A 25,591-nucleotide genomic window follows, 5' to 3' on the forward strand; every position below is an offset into this window, starting at 1 on the left:
CACAAGGAGTGCCGATGGACGCCATCTCCGTCATCCGCGCCAAGCGCGACCGCGCCGAGCTGACCGACGACCAGATCGACTGGGTCATCGACGCGTACACCCGCGGCGAGGTCGCCGACGAGCAGATGTCGTCCCTCGCCATGGCGATCCTCCTCAACGGCATGAACCGCAAGGAGATCGCCCGCTGGACCGCCGCGATGATCAACTCGGGGGAGCGGATGGACTTCTCCTCCCTCACCCGCCCCACCGCCGACAAGCACTCCACCGGCGGCGTCGGCGACAAGATCACCCTCCCGCTGGCCCCCCTGGTCGCCGCCTGCGGCGCCGCCGTACCGCAGCTCTCCGGCCGCGGCCTCGGCCACACCGGCGGCACGCTGGACAAGCTCGAAGCCATCCCCGGCTGGCGCGCGCAGCTCTCCAACGCCGAAATGCTGGACGTCCTGGGCTCCGTCGGATCGGTCGTCTGCGCGGCGGGTGCCGGCCTCGCCCCCGCCGACAAGAAGCTCTACGCGCTCCGCGACGTGACGGGCACGGTCGAGTCGATCCCCCTGATCGCCTCCTCCATCATGTCCAAGAAGATCGCCGAGGGCACCGGCTCACTGGTCCTGGACGTGAAGGTCGGCTCCGGCGCCTTCATGAAGAACCTCGACGACGCCCGCGAACTGGCCGCCACCATGGTCGAACTGGGCACGGACCACGGCGTACGCACCACCGCCCTGCTCACCAATATGGCCACCCCCCTCGGCCTGACCGCGGGCAACGCCCTCGAAGTCCGCGAATCCGTAGAGGTACTGGCCGGCGGCGGCCCCGCCGACGTCGTCGAACTCACCCTCGCACTCGCCCGCGAGATGCTGGACGCGGCGGGGCTGGGCGACGCCGACCCGGCCAAGGTACTCGCCGACGGCTCCGCGATGGACCACTGGCGCCGCATGATCCAGGCCCAGGGCGGCGACCCCGACGCGCCCCTCCCGGTCGCCCGCGAACAGCACGTGGTGAACGCCGCGGCCTCCGGCGTCCTCACCACCCTCGACGCCTACGCCGTCGGCCTCGCCGCCTGGCGCCTGGGCGCCGGCCGCGCCCGCAAGGAGGACCCGGTACAGCCCGGCGCCGGCATCGAACTCCACGCCAAGCCCGGCGACGAGATCCAGGCCGGCCAGCCCTTGCTGACCCTGCACACCGACACCCCGGAGAAGTTCGCGTCGGCCATCGAGGCCCTCGACGGTGGCGTGCTGATCGCCCCGCCCGGTACGCCCTTCACCCCGGCCCCGATCATCCTGGACCGGATCGCGTAACACCCCTGCTGGGGCCGGACGGCGGGCGTGCTCCGAGCGGGCGCGCTCGCCGCGCGCCGCCCGCACGCAGGTGTTTCCCTGACCGCATGGCTCAGAAAAAGAATCAGCGGCAGAGCAAGGACGACCTCAACAAGGGCGACAAGGTCACCTGGAAGAGCCACGGCAGCGAGGCCGTCGGCGAGGTCGAGAAGAAGATCACCAAGCGGACCGAGGAAGCCGGCCGCACGGTCGACGCCTCCCCGGACGACCCTCAGTACAAGGTCCGCAGCGAGAAGTCCGGCGGCAGCGCGGTCCACAAGCCAGACGCTCTGAAGAAGAAGGGCAAGTGAGCGCGGTGGCCAAGGGCGACGACCAGGACGACACCTGGCGCGACTTCAAGGACGCGGTGAACATGACCCCGTCCGAGCTGGAGAAGTGGCTGAGGACGGACGAGTCCAAGGACGCGGGCCAGCACAAGGACGGTGGCGAGTCCGTCGGCCACGAATCCGGCCGGAAGATCGTCGGCATTCTCAAGGCGAGGCGCGACGACCTCTCCGGCACCGACTACGCCCACATGCGCAAGGTCACCGGCTACGTCCACCGCCACCTGGCCCAGCGCCCCAAGGGCGACGTCAAGGACAGCACCTGGCGCCACTCCCTCATGAACTGGGGCCACGACCCGCTGAAGAAGTAGCCGCACATGCAGAAACGTGCCGCCTGACCTGCGGTTTCCTCATCCAGGTGAACGGCATCAGTGGACCGGTTCGGGTCCTGTTCGGCATGCTGGGATCGGTGACGTACCGATAGAGGAGACCGCCATGAGCGCACTCGCCGTCGACCACGCGTCGGACAACGACCACGAGTGGGACGACCTCGTCCGTATCTGGGAACAGGCGGACGTACCCGAGGGCTGGAAGGTGGAGATCATCGAGGGGATCGTCACCGTGTCGCCACCGCCCGACAACGTCCACAACGTCATCGCCGAGAGGGTCCACCGCCGTCTGTACTCCGTGCTCCCCGAGGACTGGGGCGTCTATCAGACGGTTGGGGCGTCAGTTCCCGCACGGAAGGGCATCTGGATTCCGGATCTCGCTGTAATTCCGCACGACGATCTTCTTGGCGGGGAATCCAAGACATTCGTCCCAGCATCTGCCGCCAAACTGATCGTCGAAGTCACATCGCAGTCCAACGCGCGCAACGACCGGATCGCCAAGGCCGCAGGCTACGCCCGAGCAGGCGTCCCGCTCTATCTGCTCGTCGACCGGTTCGCCCCCGCCGGTCCCGCCATCACCCTCTACGGCGAGCCGTCGAACGACGTCTACCGTGTGCTGTGGAGCGGCAAGTTCGGCGACGAGGTGGACCTTCCAGCTCCCTTCGATCTCACCCTCGACACGGGAATCTTCCCCATTGACTGACGCCGCACAAAGGCGAAGGGGCCGTCCCGCCAGGACAGGTGACGGGGCGGCCCCTTCGGGCTTGAGTCGGCGCTGTCGCGCCGTTACGCGGCCTTCTGCATGTGCAGTACGCGCTGTTCCGCGACTGCCTTGCGGGTGGCGTACAGGGTGACCGACGCCGCCGCGACCATGGCCAGGAGGCCGAGGGTGACCGTGGCGGGCCAGCCGCCGGCGTGGAAGGCGGCAGCGCCGAGCGCGCCGCCCACGCTGGAGCCGATGTAGTACGCGCTCTGGTACAGCGCCGACGCCTGCGCGCGGGCCGTCTTGGCCGTGCGGCTGACCGCCGAGGACGCCACCGCGTGGCCCGCGAAGAAGCCGGCGGTGATCAGGACCAGGCCGAGGACGACCAGGATCAGCACGTCCGCGAGGGAGAGCAGCAGGCCCGTCGCCGTGGTGCCCACGGCCAGGTACAGCGCGCCGCGCCGGCCCAGGCGGCCGACCAGGCGCCCGGCCGCGGCCGAGGAGACCGTGCCGACGAGGTACACCAGGAAGACCGAGCCCGCGATGCCCTGCGGGAGCGAGAACGGCTCGCCGACGAGGCGGTAGCCGATCACCGTGTACACCGCGCCGAAGACCGTCATGAAGAGCGCGCCGATCGCGTACAGACGGCACAGCAGCGGGTCGGAGAGGTGCTTGCCGATCGTCTTGGCGAGTGCCTTGGGGCCGACCGCCTTCGGGGTGAAGTGCCGGGCCTTCGGCACCAGCACCCGGAACGCCACCGCGCACACTACGGCCATCGCACCGACCGCGGCGAGCCCGGCCCGCCAGCCCCACGCCTGCGCGACCCAGCCGGTCACGATCCGGCCCGACATGCCGCCGATGCTGTTGCCCGCGACGAACAGGCCCACCGCGGCGACCAGCGCCTTGGCCCGTACCTCCTCCGCCAGGAAGGCCATCGCCGAGGCCGGGACGCCCGCCAGCGCCACGCCCTGGAGACCGCGCAGCGCGATCAGCGTCCCGAGGGACGGCGCGAACGGCACCAGCATCGCGATCACGGCGGCGACCGACAGCGAGACGGTCATCATCGTGCGGCGGCCGAACCGCTCGGAGCAGGCGCTCAGCGGCAGCACCGCGAGCGCGAGTCCGAAGGTCGCCGCCGACACGGTCCAGCTCGCCTGGTCCGGGCGCACCCCGAGGTCGTCGGAGATGGCGGGCAGCAGCGCCTGCGTGGAGTACAGGAGGGCGAAGGTGGAGATGCCGGCCGCGAAGAGGGCGAAGCTCATCCGGCGGTAACCGGGGCCCCCGGGCCGCAGCTTGCCGGCCTCGGGGTCGGCAGCGGTGGCGGCGGAATCGGCAGTGGTGGACGACAGGGCAGAGGCGTCCGCGCGGGTCCCGGCGGACGCCCTGGTATCAGCAGGAGGCATGACTCGAACGTACGGCGGCCACGTTTCATGCGTCCAATGCATCGAAACGCGATAATCGATGCCATGCGGCATGATCACAGCTCACAGCGGCCCCTGTTGCAGCTTCGCAACAGAAAAGACATCCACGATTCGTCCTGGGCACTGGCCCTGGCGCCTCGCCTCGCCCAGTTCGAGGCGGTGGCGCGGCACGAACACGTGACCCGCGCCGCGTACGAGCTGGGCATGCCCCAGCCGACCCTCAGCCGCGCCATCGTCCGCCTGGAGGAGGAGCTGGGCGTCGCGCTCTTCGCCCGGCACGGCCGCACGCTCTCCCTCAGCCCGGCGGGCCGCGCCTTCCTCGGCTCCGTCGAGCGCGCCCTGACCGACATCGAACGGGCAGCGGAGTCCGTACGCGCCGACGCCGACCCGGCCGCCGGCAAGGTCGCCTTCGGCTTCCTGCACACCCTCGGCTCCGAGACCGTACCGGGCCTGATCCGGACCTTCCGCGCCGACCACCCCCAGGTCCGCTTCCAGCTCATCCAGGGCTTCGGCGAGGCCATGCTGGACCGGCTGCGCGCGGGCGACCTGGACCTCTGCCTGACCTCGCCGGTCCCCGACGCGCCCGAACTGGTCGCCCGCCGCCTGGACGAGCAGAAGCTGCGCCTGGTCGTCCCCGATGACCACGCCCTCGCCACCCGCAAGCGCATCCGCCTCGCCGAGGCAGCCGACGAGCTGTTCGTGACCCTCGAAGAGGGCTTCGGACTGCGCCGCATCACCGACGCGCTGTGCGCCGAGGCCGGCTTCACCCCGAAGGTCGCCTTCGAGGGCGAGGAGGCCGAGACGCTGCGCGGCCTGGTCGCCGCGGGCCTGGGCGTCGCCCTGCTGCCGCCCCCGCCGGTCCCGCGCCCGGGCGTCGTCGAACTGACCGTCACCGCGCCGCGCGCCGTCCGCGAGATCGGCGTCGCCTGGCTCGACGGCCACGTCGACACTCCTCCGGTGGCCGCCTTCAAAAAGTTCCTGCTGAGCCGGCGGGGGCAGTTGCTGCATTGAGGGTGGGGTGCGGGGGAGCGGGGCGAGGGCGGGGAAGAGGCGGTGGGGCCGGCTCGCATGTTTCCTGGCAGGGCCCCTCCCTCTCCCCACGAGGGACGGCGCCCCGGGAGCCCGGTGACGAGGCCCCTCCCCCACCTCCGCCACACTGCTCCCGAAGCTACCGCGCCCCACTGACAATCCGACCTGAGCCGGTACCCCCCTGACAATCCGGCCCGGCCCGGCTCACCCCCGCAGCGTCGCCCCGAAGCCCGCTGCCAGGGGCATGCGGAGGCCGAGGGGCGGGGGAGCGGCCATGGCGTCCTGGACGGGGCGGGAGTAGGTGCGGTGGAAGAGGGAGCCGAGGACGAAGTCTGCGGCGAGGGAGCGGACTTCGGAGCGGTGCTGGTGGAGGCCGTGGCCGTCGGAGTGGACCTCGAAGCGGCAGGTGTCGCGGTTGATCTTCTTGGCGCGCTCGGCGTAGCGGTAGGACAGGTCGGGGTCGACGCGTTCGTCATTGGTGCCGTGTACGAGCAGCACACGGCGGCCGACGAGCTGCTTGACCGGGTCGGGCGGGGTGGCGGCCGGGCCGTTCGGGAGCCAGGGCGCGATGCCCAGGACGGAGTTGACCGCCGGGTGGCCCGCGGCGAGCAGCGCTGCGCGGGCGCCCGTGCCCGTACCGACCAGGCAGAGCGGGACGTCGCCGTAGCGGCGGACGATCTCGGCCACCGCCCACTCCGCGTCCTGCGCGGGGTGGGCCGCGTCCCCGTTCCAGCCGCGGCAGCGGAAGTGCAGGACGTGGGTGGTCAGCCCGTCCCTGCGGCCGGCCCGCGCCAGGCCCGCGGCCAGCGCGCGGGCCGTCAGCGTGGCCACCGGCGAGGGGCGCCCGGTGCCCGTCTCGCCGCCCTCGGGAAGTAAGAGGGCGACCGCGTTCACCGCGCCGCCCGCCGGTCCCGTACCCGCTCCCAGTCGTTTCCCCAGCCGGGCCGTGCGCCCGGACAACGATTGCCCATCCATGGGCAGAACGATGGCAGACAGGAGGTCGGTGGCCCACCCCGTGTACGGGTCACTGTTCCGTATCGGTGCCCGGCCCGGTCGCGAGCGGTACCGAGTCCGGTACCGGGGCGGCTCGGAGCCCGCCGGAACGCGGCCGAATCGCTAGTGCGTTCTACGCGCGTAGGGGCTACAGTGCGGCAATGACGAGCCAGACCAGCAATCTCCCGACCGCAGAGCAGATCCGCCGCGCGCCGAAGGTGCTGCTCCACGACCACCTCGACGGCGGCCTGCGGCCCGCCACGATCGTCGAACTCGCCCGCGAGACCGGGTACGACGGCCTGCCCGAGACGGATTCCGAGAAGCTCGGCATCTGGTTCCGCGAGGCCGCGGACTCGGGCTCGCTGGAGCGCTATCTGGAGACCTTCGCGCACACCTGCGCCGTCATGCAGACCCGCGACGCGCTGGCCAGGGTGGCCGCCGAGTGCGCCGAGGACCTGGCCGCCGACGGCGTCGTCTACGCCGAGATCCGGTACGCACCCGAGCAGCACCTGGAGAAGGGGCTGACCCTCGAAGAGGTCGTCGAGGCGGTCAACGACGGCTTCCGGGAGGGCGAGCGGCGGGCGCGGGCCAACGGCCACCGCATCCGCGTCGGCGCGCTGCTCACCGCGATGCGGCATGCCGCCCGCGCCCTGGAGATCGCCGAACTGGCCAACCGCTACCGCGACCTGGGCGTGGTCGGCTTCGACATCGCGGGCGCCGAGGCGGGCTACCCGCCCACCCGCCACCTGGACGCGTTCGAGTACCTCAAGCGCGAGAACAACCACTTCACGATCCACGCGGGCGAGGCGTTCGGGCTGCCGTCCATCTGGCAGGCGCTGCAGTGGTGCGGCGCCGACCGCCTCGGGCACGGCGTGCGGATCATCGACGACATCCAGGTCGACGAGGACGGCGGCGTGAAGCTGGGCCGGCTGGCGTCGTACGTGCGCGACAAGCGCATCCCGCTGGAGATGTGCCCGACCTCGAATCTGCAGACCGGCGCGGCCAGTTCGTACGCCGAGCACCCGATCGGGCTGCTGCGCCGGCTGCAGTTCCGGCTCACGCTCAATACGGACAACCGCTTGATGAGCGGCACGACCATGTCGCGCGAATTCGAGCACCTGGTCAAGACGTTCCAGTACACGTTCGACGACATGCAGTGGTTCACCGTCAACGCCATGAAATCCGCGTTCATCCCTTTCGATGAACGTCTGGCCATGATCAACGACGTGATCAAGCCCGGTTATGCCGAGCTGAAGTCGGAATGGCTCTTCCCGAAGGGTGTCGCACGGTCCATGTGAGCTGGGCGTCCTGACGCTGAGTGAGGTGCTGGGGCGGGGAGTTCGGATGGTCGGCCGAGGCGGCGAACCGGGCATGTGGGATGTTTGCGGCTTGGGCGATCATGTCTTTAGCGTCAAGTGCCGGACAAAACCCCGTCACGAGGACAAAAGTTGATGAAGCAGGGAACCGTCAAGATCATCGGTGCCGCGGCCCTCGGAGCGGCCTTCGCCGCCACCGCGGCCGGCACCGCTTCCGCCGCTTCCGTGGCCGAGCCGGTCACCGGTGCCGCCAGCGGGCCGCTGCAGAGCCTCACCGGCCAGGCCGCGCCGTCCTCCGACGGCGGCGGCAAGAGCACGACGAACGCCAAGGGGAACCTCCTCGGCGGGCTGCCGGCCGGCGGCGTCACCAAGGCCGTGGGCGGCGGCCTCCCCCTCGGCGGCTGAGGCGCCGCCACGCACCGCGCCCCGGTCCGTACACATCCGTACGGGCCGGGGCGCGGCTCTGCCCGGGTACTGCGGCGCGAAGCCCCCGGAGGGGCGCGCCGCGCGGATCACCAGGCTTCGCTGTACTTCTTCTCCGCCGGGAGGAAGATCCACAGCGCGAGGTAGACGAGGAACTGCGGGCCGGGCAGCAGACACGACAGCACGAAGATCACGCGCATCGTGGTGGGGGTCGTGCCGAAGCGCCGGGCCAGACCCGCGCAGACTCCGGCGATCATCCTGTTGTTGCGGGGGCGGACCAGTGCGGCGGCCATGGGGCTCGACTCCTTGCTCGGTTTCCGGGTCCGCTTCCGGTGCGACCCGATGACTCCACGCTAGGTCCGCGAGCCGGACAGGGCGTCGGCCTGCGGAGCGAGACCGACCCTGGGGATCGTCGGGGTCGGCACCGCCCCCGCGTACTCCCGACGGCGGAGCCGGGCCCTGACCACAGGGACGATCACGAGGTGCGCCAGCGCCACCCCCAGCGTGTTCAGCAGTACCACGTCCACGTCCGGCACCCGCCCCGGCACCGTGCTCTGCAGCACCGCGACGGCGAACGCGATCATCGCGCCCGTGAACACCGTACGGGTGAAGGACCCCAGCGCCGAGGCGGTCAGCCGGCCGCCCGCGAGCGGCAGCAGCACGCCCAGCGGCGCCATCAGCAGCACCGCGCCGCCGAGCTGGTGCACGGCCTCCCAGGGCCCCAGCGCCAGCGCGGCGCGGATCGTCTCCAGGGGCCGGAGATTGGCGGCCGGTACCCAGGGCACCGCGCGTGGACGCAGCATCACCGAGTAGACGATCGACAGGTGCGCCAGAAGGAGGACGAAGCCCGCGGCGCGCATACGGAAACCGGCCATCCCGCCGGGGCCATGACGCTGCACACCCGCCCAGACGTCACCACAGGCGGCGGCGGTTCCGTGCGGGGCGTCACAGTGGGAGCCGGGGCTCAGCCCTCGCCGTCCGCCCCGTCCGTCCCGTCCGGGGTCGGTACCGGGCTGCCCCAGTCGGCGTGCTGGGCGATGTCGGGGTGGCGCAGGACGGCGTCCGAGCAGCCGTAGTAGCGGGGGGCCGCCGCGTCCGGGCCGCCGAGCACCGCCGCCCGCTTCCCGTCCACCGGCAGCCGTGTCCCGTACGTGCACACGAGCTGTGCAAGCGCGAACGACGGCAGGTCCTCGGGGCGGATGTTCAGCCGCAGCGCGTCGTCCGGATCGCCGGCGCGCGGCCCGGAGACCGTCAGGTCGTCCGGTACCGCCGTGTCGAAGCCCGCGTCCTCCTCACCGGGCGCGGGCCGCTGCCGCAGCTCGTCCAGGAGCGTACGGGCCACCTCCGGCCGGTCCTCGGACGTACCGCCCTTGGGCAGCGACACGGTCCGCTCCACCGGGACCAGCGCCGAGCTGCACACCAGGTAGATCCTGACCGGGTCGCCGACCGGCACCTCGGGCACCCCGGCCGGCTCCTCGGCCCGGCAGCTCACCCGCGAGGGCGCGCCGCCCGCGTCCACCGGCACCGACGTGCCGCGGATGCCGCAGCCGGCGGCCGTGAGGGCGAGCGCCAGGAGTACGGCGGCCCGCCTCATCGCTCACCCTCCGCAGCCGTGCCGTCCGTACCGCCGTCGCCGTCCCGCTGCTGCCGCTCGGCGGACGCTCCGGAACCGGCCCCGGATTCGCCGTCCCTGTTCCCATCCCCGTCCGCCGTCAGCCGCGACGCGTCCCTCGGGAGCCGCAGCGTGAAGACTGCGCCGCCCTCCTCGGAGTTGGCGGCCGTGATCTCGCCGCCGTGGATGTGCGCGTTCTCCAGGGCGATGGAGAGGCCCAGGCCCGAGCCCTCCGAGCGCGGCCGGGAGGCGCTGGCCTTGTAGAACCGGTCGAAGACGTGCGGCAGCACCTCTTCCGGGATACCGGGTCCATGATCCCGTACGCGTACGAGCAGCCACTCGCCCTCGGTACGGACCGACACCCGCACCGGCGACCCGCCGTGCTTGAGCGCGTTGCCGATCAGATTCGCCAGGATCACGTCCAGGCGGCGCGGGTCCAGCCGCGCCATGATGCCGCGCTCGGCGTCCAGCTCCACCGCGTCCAGCCAGGCCCGCGCGTCGATGCACGCGGTCACCTGGTCGGCGACGTCCACGTCGTCCAGGACCAGCCGCGCCGTCCCCGCGTCGAAGCGGGTGACCTCCATCAAGTTCTCCACCAGGTCGTTCAGCCGCCGGGTCTCGCTGACCACGAGCTGCACCGCGGGCGCGATCATCGGGTCCAGCGACTCGGCCTCGTCCTCCAGGACCTCCGTCACGGCCGTGATCGCGGTCAGCGGCGTCCGCAGCTCGTGCGACATGTCTGCGACGAACCGCCGCGAGGACGCCTCCCGGGCGCTCAGCTCCTCCACCCGCTGCTGCAGCCGCTCCGCGGTCCGGTTGAACGTACGGGAGAGATCGGCCAGCTCGTCCGTGCCGGTCACCCGCAGCCGAGTGTCCAGCTTCCCCTCGCCCAGCTCGCGCGCGGCCGTACCGAGCCGCTGCACGGGCCGCAGCACGGTCGTCGCGGCGGCCTGCGCCAGCAGCGCCGAGCCGACCAGCGCGAGCAGCGTCGCCACCCCCAGCGACCACGCCAGCGAGTTCAGGTCCTGCCGCTCCGTGGCCAGCGACTTCAGCATGTAACCGGTCGGGCCGCCGCCGATCATCTTCGCCCCGGCCACGAAGTACGGGCCGTCGTCGATCTCCTGCCGCTGCCAGTACAGGTGGTACGGCGCCTTGTTCGACTCGTCCACCGGCCGGCGCTGCTCCACGGCCTTCTGCAGCGACTTCGGCACGGTCGTGAGGTTGAGCAGGTCCTTGTCGGTGGTGGCGGCGCAGGGCTTGCCCGCGCTGTCCTCCGAGATCAGCAGGACCGCGTAGTTCTGCGGCCCCGCGGCCATCTGGCGGGCGGCGTCCCGCAGTTCCTCGCAGGCCGGATGGAGCGGCAGCGACCGCGTGCGCTCCGCGAGCTGGGTGCGGAAGTCCTTCAGCGCGGCGTTCTGCGTGCGGTCCAGCACGGTGTTGCGGTTGAGCCAGTACGCGATGCCGGACGCCGAGACCGCGGCGGTCAGCGCCACCAGCGCGAAGACCACGACCAGCCGCAGCCGCAGGCTCGTCCAGCGCAGCAGGCCCGAGGCGACGCCGCGCAGCCGGCCCGGGGCCGGTTCGCTCACTGCGGGGTGTCCAGGCGGTAACCGACCCCGCGGACCGTGCGGATCAGCGTCGGCGAGGACGGCACGTCCTCCACCTTGGCGCGCAGCCGCTGCACGCACGCGTCCACCAGGCGCGAGTCGCCGAGGTAGTCGTGCTCCCACACCAGGCGGAGGAGCTGCTGTCTGGACAGCGCCTGCCCGGGGCGGCGGCTCAGCTCCAGCAGCAACCGCAGCTCGGTCGGGGTCAGTTGCAGGTCCTCGCCGTTCTTGGTGACGGTCATCGCCGAACGGTCGATGACCAGCGACCCGAACGTCGCCGAATCGCTCGACTCGCGTTCGCCGCGGCGCAGCACCGCCCGGATGCGGGCGTCCAGCACCCGCCCCTGCACCGGCTTGACGACATAGTCGTCCGCGCCGGACTCCAGTCCGACGACCACATCGATGTCGTCGTTCCGTGCGGTCAGCAGGATGATGGGCAGTTGGTCCGTACGGCGGATCCGCCGGCACACCTCGAAACCGTCGATCCCCGGCAGCATCACGTCCAGGACGATCAGGTCGGGGCGCTGCTCGCGCAGCAGTTTCAGGCCGTCCTCGCCCGTCGCCGCGGTCACCACACGGTGACCCTGGCGGGACAGCGAGAGTTCGAGGGCCGTGCGGATGGCGTCGTCGTCCTCGATCAGCAACAGGAAAGGCACGTGCGCCATTCTGGCGCATGGCGCGGCCGGACTTCGACCGGCGGCGTCCTCCCGCCCTTCCGCACACCCGCCTCACCTGCCCCGGCGTACGCCCGAAGCGGGCGTTGTGAACCTCGCGCGGCCCCCTGTGACAGGGCTGTGACAGTCGGCGGACACCGCGATGAAACTGCCGCGGCAGAGTTTCTGTCACCGGGTGGGAAAGACGGCCCGGGACGTGGAGGAACGAGCCGGCTCTACCGACGGGGGGCGCGAGATGAACACACTGCACAGCACCGCCAACAGCGCAGTAATCACGCGGCTCCACGATGTCGTACGGGCCGGGGAGAAGTCCGGTGCCGCGATCGGGCGGGGGTGCGCTCGCGGCACCGGGCGTCAGCGGCAGGCGTTCTTCGTGACGCCGGTCGAGGCCGTTGACACCGTCGTGGGGGGAATCGACCGGGGGACCGACGGGGGAAACGCGTACGGGGAGGCCACGGAGGAGCGGAGCGCCGCGTCGCCGGCGGTGGACAGCGAAGCCGAGTTCACCGCCTACGTCCAGGAGCGCCGCGCCTCCCTGTACGCCACCGCCTACCACCTGACCGGCGACCGTCACGAGGCCGAGGACCTGCTGCAGAGCGCGCTGTTCTCGACCTACCGGGCGTGGGACCGGATCAGCGACAAGCAGGCGGTCGGTGGGTACCTGCGCCGCACGATGACCAATCTGCACATCAGTGCGTGGCGTCGGCGGAAGCTGAACGAGTACCCCACCGAGGAACTGCCGGAGACGGCCGGCGACCACGACGCGATGCGCGGCACCGAGCTGCGCGCCGTGCTGTGGCAGGCGCTGGCCAAGCTGCCCGAGACGCAGCGCACGATGCTCGTGCTGCGCTACTACGAGGGCCGGACCGACCCGGAGATCGCCGACATACTGAACATCAGCGTCGGCACGGTGAAGTCGAGCATCTGGCGTTCGCTGCGGCGGCTGCGCGAGGACGACGTCCTCAGCTTCGGCCGCGACCAGCAGGAGTCCTTCGGCGAGCTGGTGGCCTGAGGGGCCGGCCCGAGGGGGCTGGGGGAAAACGGGGGAGAGGTACGGGGGAAGAAGGAGCGGGAACCGGCAGCCGGGGGGTCTGCCGATTCCCGCTCTTTCATGCTGTCCGCGCGCCGGCCTCGTCCGCCGCGGCTATCCGGGCCAGTGCCTCGGGCTTCGCGCAGGCGTACGCGCCCAGTGCGGTCTGCCGCGCCACCACCGACCGCTCGGCGCGCAGCAGCCGCAGCCCCCGGCGCACCAGATACCCCGCGGGCTTGCGGGCCTCGCGCAGGTCCCGCAGCAGCCGCCGCCGGAAGGTCGTGGTGGCCCTGCCGCGCAGGCACAGCGCGTCGGCCAGTACTCCCGCCTCGCGGCAGGCCGTGACGATCTCCGCGGCGAAGATGCCCTCGGCGATGAAGAGCGGCGCCCCGGCCAGCTCCAGCTTGCCCTCGCCGACCCGGGAGCTGCTGGCGAGGTCGTAGTCGGGGAGGGCCGTGCGGCCCGTACGGCACAGCTCCTCGATGGCCGCGAGTGCGGCGGCCGCGTCCCACGACAGCGGCGAGTCCCAGTCGGCGCCGCCGCCGTCCGGGAGCTGCGGCAGGGAGGCGTCCGTGCCCTCCTTGTAGAAGTCGTCCAGGCGCAGCACGGGCAGGCCCGTGCGGGCGGCGAGGGAGGACTTTCCGGAGCCGGAGGGGCCGGTCAGCAGGATGACGCGGGCGGACGGTGCACCGAGGAGAAAGCTCACGGGCACTCATTGTCCCGCATTCGCCCGTGTGAGCTACCCCGGCCGCACAAGGTGGAATGTGGACACATCCGTCAACTACTCTGCGCATCCGACCCATTACGCACGATCAGGACACCGGCGGCGGTGCGGCGGTCGGCATCGCCGCCGCCACGCGATCCACAGGCAGGTGCTCATGGCCTCTCACGCACGTCCTCCCCACCAGAGCCGCACCGCGCGCGGGCTGCTGCTGCGCGCCGGGCTGGCGGTGTCCGTGGCGGGCGCCGCACTCGCCGCCGGCGCCCCGGCCGCCACCGCCGCCGACGGGAAGTCCGACCCCGCGAGCCTGGAGGACATCCGGGCGGCCACGAACTCCACGGTCGGCGCGCTGCAGCAGGCCACCGCCAGCGGCCTGGGCACGGTCAAGAACCTCCGTCTGAACCCCCTCTCCGGCACCGGCACCGACCCGCTGGACAACGCCGTCGGCACCCAGATCGCCGACTTCAAGCCGATCAGTACGGCGGTGCTGACCGCGCCGCTGGCCAGCGGCGCCTCGCTGAGCCAGCTCCCCGTCGTGGGCACGGTGGCGCAGGCCCTGCCGGGATAGCCCGGGCGCGTGCGCGAAGGGCGCCCGCAGCCGTCCGTACGTACGGCTGCGGGCGCCCTCCTGTGCGCCGTGCGGCGTCCTCAGACGCCCATCGGGTGCCAGACCGTCTTGGTCTCCAGGAAGGCCAGCATGCGGCCGGTACCGGGATCGGCGGCCCAGTCCACAGCCTGTGGACGAAGGACGCGCTTGAGGTTGTCGGCGGCGGCGGTTTCCAGTGCGGTCGCCTCCTCCGCATCGCCGGACACGCCCGCGAGGTCGATCGCGTTGACGTCCTGGTGCGCGGCCAGCGGCCCGGCGATCTCCGCCGTACGACCCGACAGTACGTTCACCACGCCGCCCGGCAGATCGGACGTGGCCAGCACCTCGGCCAGCGACAGCGCCGGGAGCGGCGCCTTCTCGCCGGCCACCACCACGACGGTGTTACCGGTGACGATCGCCGGCGCGATCACCGACACCAGCCCCAGGAACGAGGACTCCTGCGGCGCGAGGACGGCCACCACACCGGTCGGCTCCGGCGTGGAGAGGTTGAAGTACGGGCCCGCGACCGGGTTGGCGCCGCCCGCGATCTGGGCGATCTTGTCGGACCAGCCCGCGTACCAGACCCAGCGGTCGATCGCCGCGTCCACCTGCGCCGCCGCCTTGGACTTCGACAGCCCCTCGGCGTCCGCGACCTCCGAGACGAACTGTTCGCGGCGGCCCTCCAGCATCTCGGCGATCCGGTACAGGATCTGCCCGCGGTTGTACGCGGTGGCGCCCGACCAGCCGCCGAACGCCTTACGGGCGGCGACCACGGCATCGCGCGCGTCCTTGCGAGAGGACAGCGGGGCGTTGGCGAGCCACTTGCCCTTTGCGTCGGTCACTTCGTACACCCGCCCGCTCTCGGACCGGGGGAACTTGCCCCCGACGTACAGCTTGTAGGTCTTGAGGACGGAGAGCCGTTCAGACATTGAGGTACGCCTCCAGACCGTGCCGGCCGCCCTCGCGGCCGAAGCCCGACTCCTTGTAGCCGCCGAAGGGCGAGGCCGGGTCGAACTTGTTGAACGTGTTGGACCAGATGACGCCCGCGCGCAGCTTGCCCGCCATCCACAGGCTCCGGGAGCCCTTCTCGGTCCAGATGCCCGCCGACAGGCCGTACGGCGTGTTGTTCGCCTTGGCCACGGCCTCCTCCGGCGTACGGAAGGTCAGCACCGACAGCACCGGGCCGAAGATCTCCTCGCGGGCGATGCGGTGGGCCTGCGTGACGCCGGTGAACAGGGTCGGCGCGAACCAGTACCCCTCGCCGGGCAGTTCGCAGGCCGGTGCCCAGCGCTCGGCGCCCTCGGCCTCGCCCGCGGCGGCCAGCTCCTTGATGCGGCCGAGCTGCTCGGCGGAGTTGATCGCGCCGATGTCGGTGTTCTTGTCCAGCGGGTCGCCGACCCGCAGCGTCTGCATCCGGCGCTTGAGCGCGTCCAGCACTTCGTCCTGGACGGACTCCTGGACCAGCAGGCGGGAGCCCGCGCAGCACACGTGGCCCTGGTTGAAGAAGATGCCGTTGACGATGCCCTCGACGGCCTGGTCGATCGGCGCGTCGTCGAAGACGATGTTCGCGGCCTTGCCGCCCAGCTCCAGGGTGAGCTTCTTGTCGGTGCCCGCGACCGTGCGGGCGATGGCCTTGCCGACCTCGGTGGAGCCGGTGAAGGCGACCTTGTTCACGTCCGGGTGCGCGACCAGTTCGGCGCCGGTGGAGCCGTCGCCGGTCAGGATGTTGACGACGCCCTTGGGCAGCCCGGCCTGGCGGCAGATGTCCGCGAAGAAGAGCGCGGAGAGCGGGGTGGTCTCGGCGGGCTTCAGGACGACGGTGTTACCGCAGGCCAGCGCCGGGGCGATCTTCCACGCGAGCATCAGCAGCGGGAAGTTCCAGGGGATGACCTGCCCGGCCACGCCCAGCGGCTTCGGGTCCGGGCCGAGGCCCGCGTGGCCGAGCTTGTCGGCCCAGCCCGCGTAGTAGAAGAAGTGCGCGGCGACCAGCGGCAGGTCGGCGTCGCGGGACTCCTTGATCGGCTTTCCGTTGTCCAGCGACTCCAGCACCGCCAGCTCGCGCGAGCGCTCCTGGATGATCCGCGCGATGCGGAAGAGGTACTTGGCGCGCTCGGCACCGGGCAGCGCCGACCACTTCTCGAACGCCTTGCGGGCGGCCTTCACGGCGCGCTCGACGTCGGCGGTCCCGGCCTGCGCGACCTCGGAGAGGACCTCCTCGTTCGCGGGCGAGACGGTCTTGAAGACCTTGCCGTCGGCCGCCTCGGCGAACTCGCCGTCGATGAACAGCCCGTAACTCGGCGCGATGTCGATGACCGCGCGCGACTCCGGCGCGGGTGCGTACTCAAAAGCCTGCTTTTCCATGGGCATGGGGTCTCAGTCCACCGTCACGTAGTCGGGGCCGGAGTAGCGGCCGGTACCGAGCTTCTGGCGCTGCATCAGCAGGTCGTTGAGGAGGCTGGAGGCGCCGAAGCGGAACCAGTCCGCGGTCAGCCACTCCTCGCCCAGCGTCTCGTTGACCATGACCAGGTACTTGATCGCGTCCTTGGACGTGCGGATGCCGCCGGCCGGCTTCACGCCGACCTGCACCCCGAGCTGGGCGTGGAAGTCGCGTACGGCCTCCAGCATCAGCAGGGTGACCGGGGGAGTGGCGTTGACGCCGACCTTGCCGGTGGAGGTCTTGATGAAGTCGGCGCCCGCGAGCATCGCGAGCCAGGAGACGCGGCGGACGTTGTCGTACGTCTGGAGTTCGCCGGTCTCGAAGATGACCTTGAGGTGCGCCGCGCTGCCGTCCCCGCGGACGCACGCCTCCTTGACGGCGCGGATCTCCTCGAAGACCTCCAGGTACCGGCCGGAGAGGAACGCGCCCCGGTCGATCACCATGTCGATCTCGTCGGCACCGGCCGCGACCGCGTCCCGGGTGTCGGCGAGCTTGACCGGCAGCGCGGCGCGGCCCGCGGGGAACGCGGTGGCCACGGATGCGACATGGATGCCGGAGGTGCCCAGCGCGTCCTTGGCGGTCGCCACCATGTCCGGGTACACGCAGATCGCGGCGACCTTGGGCACGGTGCGGTCCGTGGGATCGGGGTTGACGCCCTTGGCGCACAGGGCCCGGACCTTGCCCGGGGTGTCCGCTCCTTCGAGCGTCGTCAGGTCGATCATCGAGATGGCGAGGTCGATGGCGTACGCCTTCGCCGTGTTCTTGATCGAGCGGGTGCCGAGCGCGGCGGCGCGGGCTTGCAGCCCGACGGCGTCGACGCCCGGGAGGCCGTGCAGGAATCGACGGAGGGCCCGGTCGTCGGCGGTCACGTCCGCCATCGTCGCCAGACGCCCCGCGGCCTCTTTGCCGTATGCGGGAACAGTGGTGGGCATGGTCACGAGGGGAGCATATCTACGCGCGTAGTGACAGGACACCCCCGCCGTCGGGCGGTTGTGCATCGATGCCGGACCGCAACGTCCGGATGCCGGACTCTCGGGCACAATCGCCCCTATGACGAGCCCGGACAACTCCTCCCGTACGCCCACGCAGCCCTACGCGGACCGCAGTTACCGGTCGCCCGCCGCCCTCGTCGGCGGCGTCCTGCTGCTCGCGCTGCTCGCCTGGCTGGGTATCGACGCGCTGGTGCACGGCACCCCGCGCACCCGCCTGCTGGCGGTGTCCGGGCTGCTGTTCACCGTGCCGCTGGTGACCGCGTTCACGCTGCGGCCCGTGGTCCGCGCGAACGAGGACCGGCTCACCGTACGGAACCCCTTCCGCACGATCGTGCTGCCCTGGGCCTCGGTGGACGACCTGCGCGCGTCCTTCTCCTGCGAGGTGTTCGCGGGCGACAAGAAGTACCAGCTCTGGTCGATCCCGGTCTCGCTGCGGCAGCGCAAGCGGGCGAACCGCGCATCGGCGAAAGCCGCGGGGGCCGCGGGACGCGGCGAGGAGCCGGTTGAGGTGCGGCGTGCGTCGGCGGACCGGGCGCTGGACGAGTTGCGGGAGTTGCGCGAGCGCAACGCCATCCGGGAGACCGCCCAGGGGCCCGTCACGGTCCGCTGGATGTACGAGATCATCGCGCCGATCGTGGTCGGCGGGGCCGCGCTGGTGGTGCTCGCCGTGCTGTAGCGCGGCGCCGTCGTGGCCGGTCGCGCAGTTCCCCGCGCCCCTGAAAGCGCGCCGCTGTCGGGCCACGGTCCGGCGGAACAAGCCCGTCCGGCGCTTGAGGACGAGCCCGCCAGGGCGATAAGGGGGCCAGGGGCGCAGCCCCCGGTTTCGGGAAGGGGCGGGGACGGGGAAAACCCCGGCTCCGCCCCACCGGCGGTCAGAGCCCGGCCGCGGCCGCCAGGTCGTCCTTCACCGCGGAAAGCGCCGCCTCCGCGGCGACCCGCGCGTCCGGGAGCCCGTCCCGGGACGACACCGGGACCACGGCCTCCAGGTAGCACTTGATCTTTGGCTCGGTCCCGCTGGGCCGGACGACTACCCGCCCCGAGGCGACAGCCCCCGCGCCCGACAGGGCGTACCGCAGGCCGTCGGTCGGCGGCAGCGTCTCCGTGCCCCGGGACAGGTCCTCGGCCGCGGCCACCGCGAGCCCGCCGAGCGCGGCCGGCGGCTGCTCGCGCAGCCGGCGCATCGCGTCGGCGATGACGGACAGGTCCTCGACGCGTACGGAGAGCTGGTCCGTGGCGTGCAGCCCGTGCTCCACGGCCAGGTCGTCCAGCAGGTCGGTCAGCGTGCGCCCGTCCCGCTTGAGGACGGCCGCGAGCTCCGTGATCAGCAGCGCTGCCGTGATGCCGTCCTTGTCCCGCACCCCGGCCGGATCCACCGCATAGCCCAGCGCCTCTTCGAAGGCGTACCGCAGGCCGTCGACGCGGGCCAGCCACTTGAAGCCGGTCAGCGTCTCGGTGTACGGCAGGCCGGCCGCCGCGGCGATCCGGGAGAGGAGCGAGGAGGAGACGATCGTGGTGGCGAGCGTGCCCTGCGCGCCCGAGCCGACCACATGGGCGGCCAGCAGCGCGCCGACCTCGTCACCGCGCAGCATCCGCCAGCCCGAGGGCGTCTCCGGGGCCGGTACGGCGACGGCGCAGCGGTCCGCGTCCGGGTCGTTGGCGATGACGATGTCCGGGGCCTGTGCGGCCGTACGGGCCGCCTCGAAGGCCAGGTCCATCGCCCCCGGCTCCTCGGGGTTGGGGAACGCGACCGTCGGGAAGTCCGGGTCGGGGTCGGCCTGCTCGGCCACCACGACCGGCGCCGGGAACCCGGCCCGCTCGAACGCCGCCACCAGGACGTCGCGGCCGACCCCGTGCATCGGCGTGTAGACGACGCGGGTGTCCCGCGGCGAGCCGGGGGTCAGGACCGCCTCCGTACGGGCCAGGTACGCCTGCAGGACGTCCTCGCCGAGCACGTCCCAGCCGCCCTCCGGGCGCTCCACGTCGGTGAGCGGGCCGACCGCGGCGATACGGGCCGCGATCTCGCCGTCGGCGGGCGGCACGATCTGCGAGCCGTCACCGAGGTAGACCTTGTAGCCGTTGTCGCGGGGCGGGTTGTGGCTCGCGGTGACCTCGACGCCGGCCACCGCGCCCAGGTGCCGGATCGCGAAGGCGAGTACGGGCGTGGGCAGCGGGCGGGGCAGCAGTGCCGCCTTCAGGCCGGCGCCCACCATCACCGCGGCGGTGTCCCGGGCGAAGTCGGCGCTCTTGTGGCGCGCGTCGTAGCCGATGACGACCAGGCCGTCGTCCTGGCCCTGGTCCTTGAGGTACGCGGCGAGGCCGGCCGCGGCGCGGATGACGACGGCGCGGTTCATCCGCATCGGGCCCGCGCCCAGCTCGCCGCGGAGTCCCGCGGTGCCGAACTGCAGGGTGCCGGCGAACCGCTCGGCCAGCTCGTCGGTGTCCTCGGTCTCGATGAGCTTGGCCAGCTCTTCGCGGGTCTCCGGGTCGGGGTCCTCGGCCAGCCAGGCCTTCGCCCGGCCGGCCAGCTCCTCGGGGACGGTTGCCACGGTGATGCTCCTGCCTGTGGGTGCGTGAGGGGTGCCTGTGGGTGCGGTGCGGGTGCGGTACGGGGCCGGGGCGTGCGTGCCTTACGGACGGGCCGGCGTGCGCCCTGGTTCCCTTCCGGGCGCACGTGCCGGTTCCCGGCTGCTGCGGGCCCGGACGCACGCGTGCGGCGCGTGCCCAGGCGTACGGGGGCGGCGCGTGCCCCGGCTCGTAACCCATACCCCGCGCCCGGCGCGAACGGCGGGAACCGGCCGCACCGGCCGGTTCCGTACCGCCGGATCAGATCTTGCCGAGCACCTGGCCGAGCAGGCTGCCCATGCGGGTCGCGGAGTCGCGGCCGGCCTGCAGCACCTCTTCGTGGTTGAGCGGCTCGCCGGTCATGCCCGCGGCGAGGTTGGTGACCAGGGACAGGCCCAGCACCTCGGCGCCCGCCTCACGTGCGGCGATGGCCTCCAGCACGGTGGACATGCCGACCAGGTCGGCGCCCAGCGTGCGGATCATGCGGATCTCGGCGGGGGTCTCGTAGTGCGGCCCGGGGAACTGGGCGTAGACACCCTCCTCCAGGGTCGGGTCGACCTCCTTGCACAGCGCGCGCAGCCGCGGCGAGTACAGGTCGGTCAGGTCGACGAAGTTCGCGCCGACGATGGGGGAGGTGGCGGTGAGGTTCAGGTGGTCGCTGATGAGGACCGGCTGGCCGGGGCGCATGCCCTCGCGCAGGCCGCCGCAGCCGTTGGTGAGGACGATCGTCTTGCAGCCGGCCGCCACCGCGGTACGGACGCCGTGCGAGACCGCAGCCACTCCGCGGCCCTCGTAGTAATGCGTCCGGCCGAGGAAGACCAGTGCGCGCTTGTCGCCGAGGGCGTACGAGCGGATCTTGCCGCCGTGGCCCTCCACGGCCGGGGGCGGGAAGCCCGGCAGCTCGGTGACGAGGAATTCGTGCTCGGGCTCGCCCAGCGCCTCGGCGGCCGGGGCCCAGCCGGAGCCCATGACCAGGGCAACGTCGTGGGTCTCGGCGCCGGTCAGCTCGCGCAGGCGGTCGGCGGCGTCGGCGGCGGCGGTACGGGGGTCGCTCGCCAGGTCCGGGGTAACTGATGCGTTCACGCGGACGAGGGTAGCCGGTAATCGCCTACGCGCGTAGATGTGTCTCGTCACGGACCTGCGGCGGTCCCTTTCGTGTCTTCCTATGAACCGGGCCCCGTCAGCCCCTCAGCAGGGCCGTTTCCGCAGCTCCATCACATAGTCGTGGGGCGCGCCCGCCGATTCCGCGGCGTCGGCGATCTCACCGAGGTACCGGGCGGAGGGCAGCCCGCCCTCGTACCCGTTCAGGACGTACAGCCAGGCCGCCTCGTCGCCGTCCAGGGTGTGCACGCGCACCCGCATCCGGCGGTATATGTCCATCCCGACGCCCTCCCAGCGGTCCATCGCCTCCTCGTCCATCGGGGCGATGTCGTACAGCGCGACGAAGACCTGGGAGCGCGGCGCCTCCACGAGCGTGGCGAGCGCGCCCTCCCAGCCCATCTGCTCCCCGCCGAAGGTGAGCCGCCAGCCGTTCAGCCAGCCGGTGCCGCGCAGTGGTGAGTGGGGAGCGCGGCGGGACATCAGCCGCGCGTCGAGGTTGCCGGCGTAGGCGGCGTAGAGCGACATGGGTCAGAGCGTACGGGAGCGCGGGCCGCGTCCTGTGGATCCGCCGGTGCCACGGCGTCCGGCCTGCGCTCATGAGGCCCGCGATCCGTACGGCGGCCCCCGCGCTGACCGCGGGAGAAGCGTGCGGGACAATGGAGTACGTACTGCATCTCCCCGGGGGGCGACCCCCGGACCCCCGGCCGGAACCGCGCTGGGTGGGCCGGAAACGAGAGCGCGAGGCGTAATCCCTTGACCCGTATCGTGATCATCGGTGGCGGACCCGGCGGCTACGAAGCGGCGCTGGTGGGCGCCCAGCTCGGCGCGGAGGTGACCGTCGTCGACTGCGACGGCCTCGGCGGCGCATCGGTGCTCACCGACTGCGTGCCTTCGAAGACTCTCATCGCGACGGCCGAGGTGATGACCACCTTCGATTCGTCGTACGAAGAGCTCGGCATCATCGTCGAGGACGACACCCCGCACATCGACCGCCCCGCGCGCGTCGTCGGCGTGGACCTCGGCAAGGTCAACCGCCGCGTGAAGCGCCTCGCGCTCGCCCAGTCCCACGACATCACCGCCTCCGTCACCCGCGCGGGCGGCCGGGTCGTGCGCGGCCGCGGCCGGCTGGAGCCCGGCCAGGCCGTGGACGGCTCCCGCAAGGTCACGGTGACCGCCGCCGACGGCACGGAGGAGACGCTCACCGCCGACGCCGTACTGATCGCGACCGGCGCGCACCCCCGCGAGATCCCCGACGCGCTGCCCGACGGCGAGCGCATCCTGAACTGGACGCAGGTCTACGACCTGGACGAGCTCCCCGAGGAGCTCATCGTGGTCGGCTCCGGCGTCACCGGCGCCGAGTTCGCCGGCGCCTACCAGGCCCTCGGCTCCCGCGTCACGCTCGTCTCCTCCCGCGACCGCGTGCTCCCGGGCGAGGACCCCGACGCCGCCGCCGTCCTGGAGGACGTCTTCCGCCGCCGCGGCATGAACGTCATGTCCCGCTCCCGCGCCGCCTCCGCCAAGCGCGTCGGCGACCGCGTGGAAGTCACCCTTTCGGATGGTCGGACGATCTCCGGCACCCACTGCCTGATGGCCGTCGGCTCGATCCCGAACACCGCCGGCGTCGGCCTGGAGGAGGCCGGGGTCAAGCTCAAGGACTCCGGCCACATCTGGACCGACAAGGTCTCCCGCACCTCGGCCCCCGGCGTGTACGCGGCCGGCGACTGCACCGGCGTCTTCGCGCTCGCCTCCGTCGCGGCCATGCAGGGCCGGATCGCGATGTACCACTTCCTCGGCGACGCGGTGGCCCCGCTGAACCTCAAGACCGTCTCCGCGAACGTCTTCACCGACCCGGAGATCGCCACGGTCGGTTACAGCCAGGCCGACGTCGACAACGGGAGGATCGACGCCCGGGTCGTGAAGCTGCCGCTGCTGCGCAACCCGCGCGCCAAGATGCAGGGCATCCGCGACGGCTTCGTGAAGCTCTTCTGCCGCCCCGGCACGGGCATCGTCGTGGGCGGTGTGGTCGTATCACCGCGCGCGAGCGAACTGATTCATCCGATATCGCTCGCGGTGGACAACAACCTGACGGTCGAGCAGATCGCCAGCGCCTTCACGGTCTACCCCTCCCTCTCCGGCTCGATAGCCGAGGTCGCACGGCAGTTGCACACGCGCAAGACCGCCGGGGAGTGACTCCGGGCGTCCGTCGCGAACACATTCGCACGGACGCCCGCCCTATATCACTCGCGGGTACCGCAGACGAACAACTTCCGATAATTGGTGCAACCTGCTGAAAACAGACGGTCGTTGGCGTTACTGTCAGTTTCGTGTTCGCTGCAGAACGTCGCCAATTGATCCTTGAAATGGTGCGAGCGAACGGAGCGGTTTCGCTCCGTGAGCTCGCCCGCGTCGTCCAGACCTCAGAAGTGACCGTACGGCGGGACGTGCGGGCACTGGAGGCAGAAGGACTGCTCGACCGCCGGCACGGCGGTGCGGTGCTGCCGGGTGGCTTCACCCGCGAATCCGGCTTTCCGCAGAAATCCCATCTAGCAACCGCGGAGAAGACGGCCATCGCCGATCTCGCCGCGGGCTTCGTCGAAGAAGGCGAGGCGATTGTCGTCGGCGCGGGGACGACCACACAGGAGCTGGCCCGCCGGCTCGCCCGGGTCCCGGGCCTTACCGTGGTGACCAACTCCCTGCTGGTCGCCCAGGCCCTGGCGCACGCCAACCGCGTCGAGGTCGTGATGACCGGCGGCACGCTCCGGGGATCCAACTACGCGCTGGTCGGCAGCGGCGCCGAGCAGTCCCTCCAGGGGCTGCGGGTGTCCCGTGCCTTCCTGTCGGGCAGCGGCCTGACCGCCGAGCGCGGACTCTCCACCTCCAACATGCTCTCCGCCAGCGTCGACAGAGCGCTGGTGCAGGCCGCGGCGGAGGTGGTCGTCCTCGCCGACCACACCAAGCTCGGCACGGACACCATGTTCCAGACCGTGCCGACCGACGTCATCACCCGCCTGGTGACCGACGAGCCACCCGGCCACGACGACCGTGCCGCGACCGAACTGCAGGCCCTGGCCGACCAGGGCGTACAGATCACGGTCGCCGGCGGGGCCGCGGCCGCGGCCGCCCAGGGGCAGGGAGGCGCGGAGGGCACCCCGGCGGCCGACCGCCGGGGGCCGAGAAGGGAGGTACCACTGCCCGGCCAGCGCCGCAGCCATCCGACGGCGGGGCCCGCGCCACAGTTGCGCTCGGCCGCACTGACCGCCGATCCGCAGGGCGGCCGGGTCGCCGACCTGGCACCGCGCCGGCGCTGAGCACTGGGAACCGCGGGGTCCCAGCCGCTCGGCACGCACGTCGGCACGCCGCTCACAGCAGGGTTCGTACACCGCTCACAGGCGGGTCCGTACGCCACTCACAGCAAGGTTCGTACGCCGTCGCTCACCGGCCGGCCTTCAGGCCGGTCAGCGTGAGTGTCAGCAGCCGGTCGGCCAGCTCCGGGTCGTCCGGCGACTCCTCCGCGGCCAGCGCGATGCCGTTGGTCAACTGCATCAGGTCGCGGATGTCCACATCGGGCCGTACGGCACCGGACTGCTGGGCACGGGTGAGCAGCACGCCGCCCGCCTCCCGCATCGGCCGGCTGCACCGCGCCAGCCCGGAGCTCTCGTCGGCAGGCGCCGCCATCAGCGCGCGCGACAGGCCGCGGTAGGTACTGGCGTGCGTGATGATCGCGCGCAGCCACTCCACGAGCGCCGTGCAGGGCTGCGGCGCGTCCCCCAGCTCCCGCGCGCGCGACAGCAGGGCGTCCACCTCCCCCTGGAAGACGGCGCCCATCAGCGCGGTCCGGTTGGGGAAGTGACGGTAGAGCGTCCCGATGCCGACGCCGGCCCGGCGCGCGATGTCCTCCAGCGAGGTGTCCGTGCCGCGCTCGGTGAAGGCCGTACGGGCCTCGGCGAGCAGCCGCTCGTAATTGCGGCGCGCATCGGCCCGCATGGGGCGCGCGGCCGCGTCCCGCGCCGTGTCGGTCGCCATCGCCGTCCTCCCTGCTGTGATGGGTCCAGGATGCCACTGTCCGTACGGCGCGAGTGCCCCCGGTTACGGGAGAGGCTCCCGGCACCTGTTTCGGGTGCGGGAGCCTCTGGGACCGGTCGGCCGGACCGGCCGCCCGTTCAGTCCTTGATTTCGCAGATGACGGCGCCGGCGGTGAGGGAGGCGCCGATCTCGGCGGACAGGCCCTTGATGGTGCCGGAGCGGTGTGCGTTCAGCGGCTGTTCCATCTTCATGGCCTCCAGGACGACGACGAGGTCGCCTTCCTTGACCTCCTGGCCCTCCTCCACCGCGATCTTGACGATGGTGCCCTGCATGGGGGAGGCGAGGGCGTCGCCGGAGGCGGCGGAGCCGGACTTCTTG

General features: G+C 72.0%; 28 protein-coding genes. 12 read left to right on the top strand and 16 right to left on the bottom strand.

Translation table 11 applies throughout. From position 1 onward, the window contains the following. The first annotated feature begins 14 nt into the window (after window positions 1–14). The 4 genes from IG84_RS0122415 (at window position 15) to IG84_RS0122430 (ending at window position 2,686) form a co-directional block, all read left to right on the top strand. Window positions 15–1,292 carry a thymidine phosphorylase gene (locus IG84_RS0122415; protein WP_031060098.1) on the top strand — a complete coding sequence of 426 codons (1,278 nt, stop codon included), beginning with the start codon at window positions 15–17 and terminating at the stop codon, window positions 1,290–1,292. Window positions 1,293–1,378: 86 nt separating this feature from the next. Beyond that, complete coding sequence (locus IG84_RS0122420; protein ID WP_031060101.1) at window positions 1,379–1,621, top strand: hypervirulence associated TUDOR domain-containing protein; 243 nt, start codon at window positions 1,379–1,381, stop codon at window positions 1,619–1,621. After that, window positions 1,618–1,965, top strand: coding sequence for a DUF3140 domain-containing protein (locus IG84_RS0122425; protein ID WP_031060103.1), 348 nt, complete (start codon window positions 1,618–1,620; stop codon window positions 1,963–1,965). Before IG84_RS0122420 ends, IG84_RS0122425 begins: the two co-directional genes overlap by 4 nt. A gap of 124 nt (window positions 1,966–2,089) precedes the next feature. Further along, entirely contained in the window at window positions 2,090–2,686 is a 597-nt protein-coding gene (locus IG84_RS0122430; RefSeq protein ID WP_031060104.1) for a Uma2 family endonuclease, read from the top strand. 83 nt (window positions 2,687–2,769) lie between these two features. Here IG84_RS0122430 and IG84_RS0122435 read toward each other — a convergent pair whose 3' ends face one another. After that, on the bottom strand, window positions 2,770–4,089 hold the full coding sequence (locus tag IG84_RS0122435; RefSeq protein WP_031060106.1) for an MFS transporter: 1,320 nt from the start codon (window positions 4,087–4,089) through the stop codon (window positions 2,770–2,772). 63 nt (window positions 4,090–4,152) lie between these two features. Here IG84_RS0122435 and IG84_RS0122440 point away from each other — a divergent pair, with 63 nt between their 5' ends. Next, the gene (locus IG84_RS0122440) at window positions 4,153–5,118 is read left to right on the top strand and encodes a LysR family transcriptional regulator (RefSeq protein WP_078649200.1); all 966 of its coding nucleotides are present in this window, start codon (window positions 4,153–4,155) and stop codon (window positions 5,116–5,118) included. Window positions 5,119–5,340: 222 nt separating this feature from the next. Here IG84_RS0122440 and IG84_RS0122445 read toward each other — a convergent pair whose 3' ends face one another. Further along, window positions 5,341–6,111: an alpha/beta hydrolase gene (locus IG84_RS0122445; protein WP_078649205.1), complete on the bottom strand. Its 771-nt coding sequence runs from the start codon at window positions 6,109–6,111 to the stop codon at window positions 5,341–5,343. 179 nt (window positions 6,112–6,290) lie between these two features. Here IG84_RS0122445 and IG84_RS0122450 point away from each other — a divergent pair, with 179 nt between their 5' ends. After that, entirely contained in the window at window positions 6,291–7,427 is a 1,137-nt protein-coding gene (locus IG84_RS0122450; protein WP_031060113.1) for an adenosine deaminase, read from the top strand. 153 nt (window positions 7,428–7,580) lie between these two features. Continuing rightward, complete coding sequence (locus tag IG84_RS0122455; RefSeq protein ID WP_031060117.1) at window positions 7,581–7,850, top strand: hypothetical protein; 270 nt, start codon at window positions 7,581–7,583, stop codon at window positions 7,848–7,850. Window positions 7,851–7,957: 107 nt separating this feature from the next. Here the strand turns inward: IG84_RS0122455 and IG84_RS0122460 are convergent, their stop codons facing one another. The 5 genes from IG84_RS0122460 to afsQ1 form a co-directional block, all read right to left on the bottom strand. Then, window positions 7,958–8,161, bottom strand: a complete 204-nt coding sequence (locus tag IG84_RS0122460; protein WP_030625222.1) for a PspC domain-containing protein — start codon at window positions 8,159–8,161, stop codon at window positions 7,958–7,960. Window positions 8,162–8,221: 60 nt separating this feature from the next. Next, window positions 8,222–8,743 carry a VanZ family protein gene (locus tag IG84_RS0122465; RefSeq protein ID WP_245659510.1) on the bottom strand — a complete coding sequence of 174 codons (522 nt, stop codon included), beginning with the start codon at window positions 8,741–8,743 and terminating at the stop codon, window positions 8,222–8,224. An 89-nt stretch (window positions 8,744–8,832) separates the two neighbouring features. Further along, on the bottom strand, window positions 8,833–9,462 hold the full coding sequence (locus tag IG84_RS0122470) for a hypothetical protein (protein ID WP_031060124.1): 630 nt from the start codon (window positions 9,460–9,462) through the stop codon (window positions 8,833–8,835). After that, a complete protein-coding gene (locus IG84_RS0122475; protein WP_078649208.1) occupies window positions 9,459–11,168 on the bottom strand; it encodes a sensor histidine kinase in 1,710 nt (569 codons plus the stop codon). Before IG84_RS0122475 ends, IG84_RS0122470 begins: the two co-directional genes overlap by 4 nt. Beyond that, window positions 11,066–11,743: a two-component system response regulator AfsQ1 gene (afsQ1, locus tag IG84_RS0122480; protein ID WP_131124765.1), complete on the bottom strand. Its 678-nt coding sequence runs from the start codon at window positions 11,741–11,743 to the stop codon at window positions 11,066–11,068. The genes IG84_RS0122475 and afsQ1 overlap by 103 nt, the downstream gene beginning before the upstream one ends. Before the next feature lie 253 nt (window positions 11,744–11,996). On the opposite strand from afsQ1, the gene IG84_RS0122485 reads away from it, so the two are divergent. Further along, window positions 11,997–12,773 (top strand): SigE family RNA polymerase sigma factor, encoded by a 777-nt coding sequence (locus tag IG84_RS0122485; RefSeq protein ID WP_031060131.1) that lies wholly within the window; start codon window positions 11,997–11,999, stop codon window positions 12,771–12,773. A 97-nt stretch (window positions 12,774–12,870) separates the two neighbouring features. Here IG84_RS0122485 and IG84_RS0122490 read toward each other — a convergent pair whose 3' ends face one another. After that, the gene (locus IG84_RS0122490; RefSeq protein ID WP_031060134.1) at window positions 12,871–13,497 is read right to left on the bottom strand and encodes a uridine kinase family protein; all 627 of its coding nucleotides are present in this window, start codon (window positions 13,495–13,497) and stop codon (window positions 12,871–12,873) included. 172 nt (window positions 13,498–13,669) lie between these two features. Here IG84_RS0122490 and IG84_RS0122495 point away from each other — a divergent pair, with 172 nt between their 5' ends. Beyond that, window positions 13,670–14,080 (top strand): hypothetical protein, encoded by a 411-nt coding sequence (locus IG84_RS0122495; RefSeq protein ID WP_031060137.1) that lies wholly within the window; start codon window positions 13,670–13,672, stop codon window positions 14,078–14,080. An 80-nt stretch (window positions 14,081–14,160) separates the two neighbouring features. On the opposite strand, the gene IG84_RS0122500 is transcribed toward IG84_RS0122495, so the two are convergent. The 3 genes from IG84_RS0122500 to deoC are packed head-to-tail and all read right to left on the bottom strand — an operon-like array spanning window position 14,161 to window position 17,467. After that, window positions 14,161–15,027: an aldehyde dehydrogenase family protein gene (locus IG84_RS0122500; RefSeq protein ID WP_031060140.1), complete on the bottom strand. Its 867-nt coding sequence runs from the start codon at window positions 15,025–15,027 to the stop codon at window positions 14,161–14,163. Continuing rightward, complete coding sequence (locus tag IG84_RS0122505) at window positions 15,020–16,459, bottom strand: aldehyde dehydrogenase family protein (RefSeq protein WP_031060144.1); 1,440 nt, start codon at window positions 16,457–16,459, stop codon at window positions 15,020–15,022. Before IG84_RS0122505 ends, IG84_RS0122500 begins: the two co-directional genes overlap by 8 nt. Window positions 16,460–16,471: 12 nt before the next feature. After that, complete coding sequence (gene deoC / locus IG84_RS0122510; protein WP_031060146.1) at window positions 16,472–17,467, bottom strand: deoxyribose-phosphate aldolase; 996 nt, start codon at window positions 17,465–17,467, stop codon at window positions 16,472–16,474. A 118-nt stretch (window positions 17,468–17,585) separates the two neighbouring features. Between deoC and IG84_RS0122515 the strand changes: the two genes are divergently transcribed. Then, window positions 17,586–18,203, top strand: a complete 618-nt coding sequence (locus tag IG84_RS0122515; RefSeq protein ID WP_031060150.1) for a PH domain-containing protein — start codon at window positions 17,586–17,588, stop codon at window positions 18,201–18,203. Window positions 18,204–18,399: 196 nt separating this feature from the next. Here IG84_RS0122515 and IG84_RS0122520 read toward each other — a convergent pair whose 3' ends face one another. From IG84_RS0122520 to IG84_RS0122530, 3 genes are all read right to left on the bottom strand, one after another. Continuing rightward, window positions 18,400–20,073, bottom strand: coding sequence for a phospho-sugar mutase (locus tag IG84_RS0122520; RefSeq protein WP_031060153.1), 1,674 nt, complete (start codon window positions 20,071–20,073; stop codon window positions 18,400–18,402). A gap of 277 nt (window positions 20,074–20,350) precedes the next feature. Further along, window positions 20,351–21,172 carry a purine-nucleoside phosphorylase gene (locus IG84_RS0122525; RefSeq protein ID WP_031060156.1) on the bottom strand — a complete coding sequence of 274 codons (822 nt, stop codon included), beginning with the start codon at window positions 21,170–21,172 and terminating at the stop codon, window positions 20,351–20,353. 105 nt (window positions 21,173–21,277) lie between these two features. Beyond that, window positions 21,278–21,715, bottom strand: coding sequence for a gamma-glutamylcyclotransferase family protein (locus tag IG84_RS0122530; RefSeq protein ID WP_031060159.1), 438 nt, complete (start codon window positions 21,713–21,715; stop codon window positions 21,278–21,280). Window positions 21,716–21,943: 228 nt separating this feature from the next. Here IG84_RS0122530 and IG84_RS0122535 point away from each other — a divergent pair, with 228 nt between their 5' ends. Continuing rightward, window positions 21,944–23,380 carry an NAD(P)H-quinone dehydrogenase gene (locus tag IG84_RS0122535; RefSeq protein WP_031060162.1) on the top strand — a complete coding sequence of 479 codons (1,437 nt, stop codon included), beginning with the start codon at window positions 21,944–21,946 and terminating at the stop codon, window positions 23,378–23,380. Window positions 23,381–23,514: 134 nt separating this feature from the next. Next, on the top strand, window positions 23,515–24,498 hold the full coding sequence (locus IG84_RS0122540) for a DeoR/GlpR family DNA-binding transcription regulator (RefSeq protein WP_078649210.1): 984 nt from the start codon (window positions 23,515–23,517) through the stop codon (window positions 24,496–24,498). A gap of 124 nt (window positions 24,499–24,622) precedes the next feature. On the opposite strand, the gene IG84_RS0122545 is transcribed toward IG84_RS0122540, so the two are convergent. Together IG84_RS0122545 and IG84_RS0122550 are read right to left on the bottom strand one after the other, a co-directional pair. Then, window positions 24,623–25,213 (bottom strand): TetR/AcrR family transcriptional regulator, encoded by a 591-nt coding sequence (locus tag IG84_RS0122545; protein WP_031060167.1) that lies wholly within the window; start codon window positions 25,211–25,213, stop codon window positions 24,623–24,625. A 137-nt stretch (window positions 25,214–25,350) separates the two neighbouring features. Beyond that, window positions 25,351–25,591, bottom strand: a 241-nt coding sequence (locus IG84_RS0122550) for an acyl-CoA carboxylase biotin carboxyl carrier protein subunit (RefSeq protein WP_031060169.1), incomplete at its 5' end; no start/stop codon positions are given.

Origin of the sequence: Streptomyces ochraceiscleroticus, assembly GCF_000720485.1 — a bacterium.
GTDB classification, from domain to species: Bacteria; Actinomycetota; Actinomycetes; order Streptomycetales; family Streptomycetaceae; genus Streptomyces; species Streptomyces ochraceiscleroticus.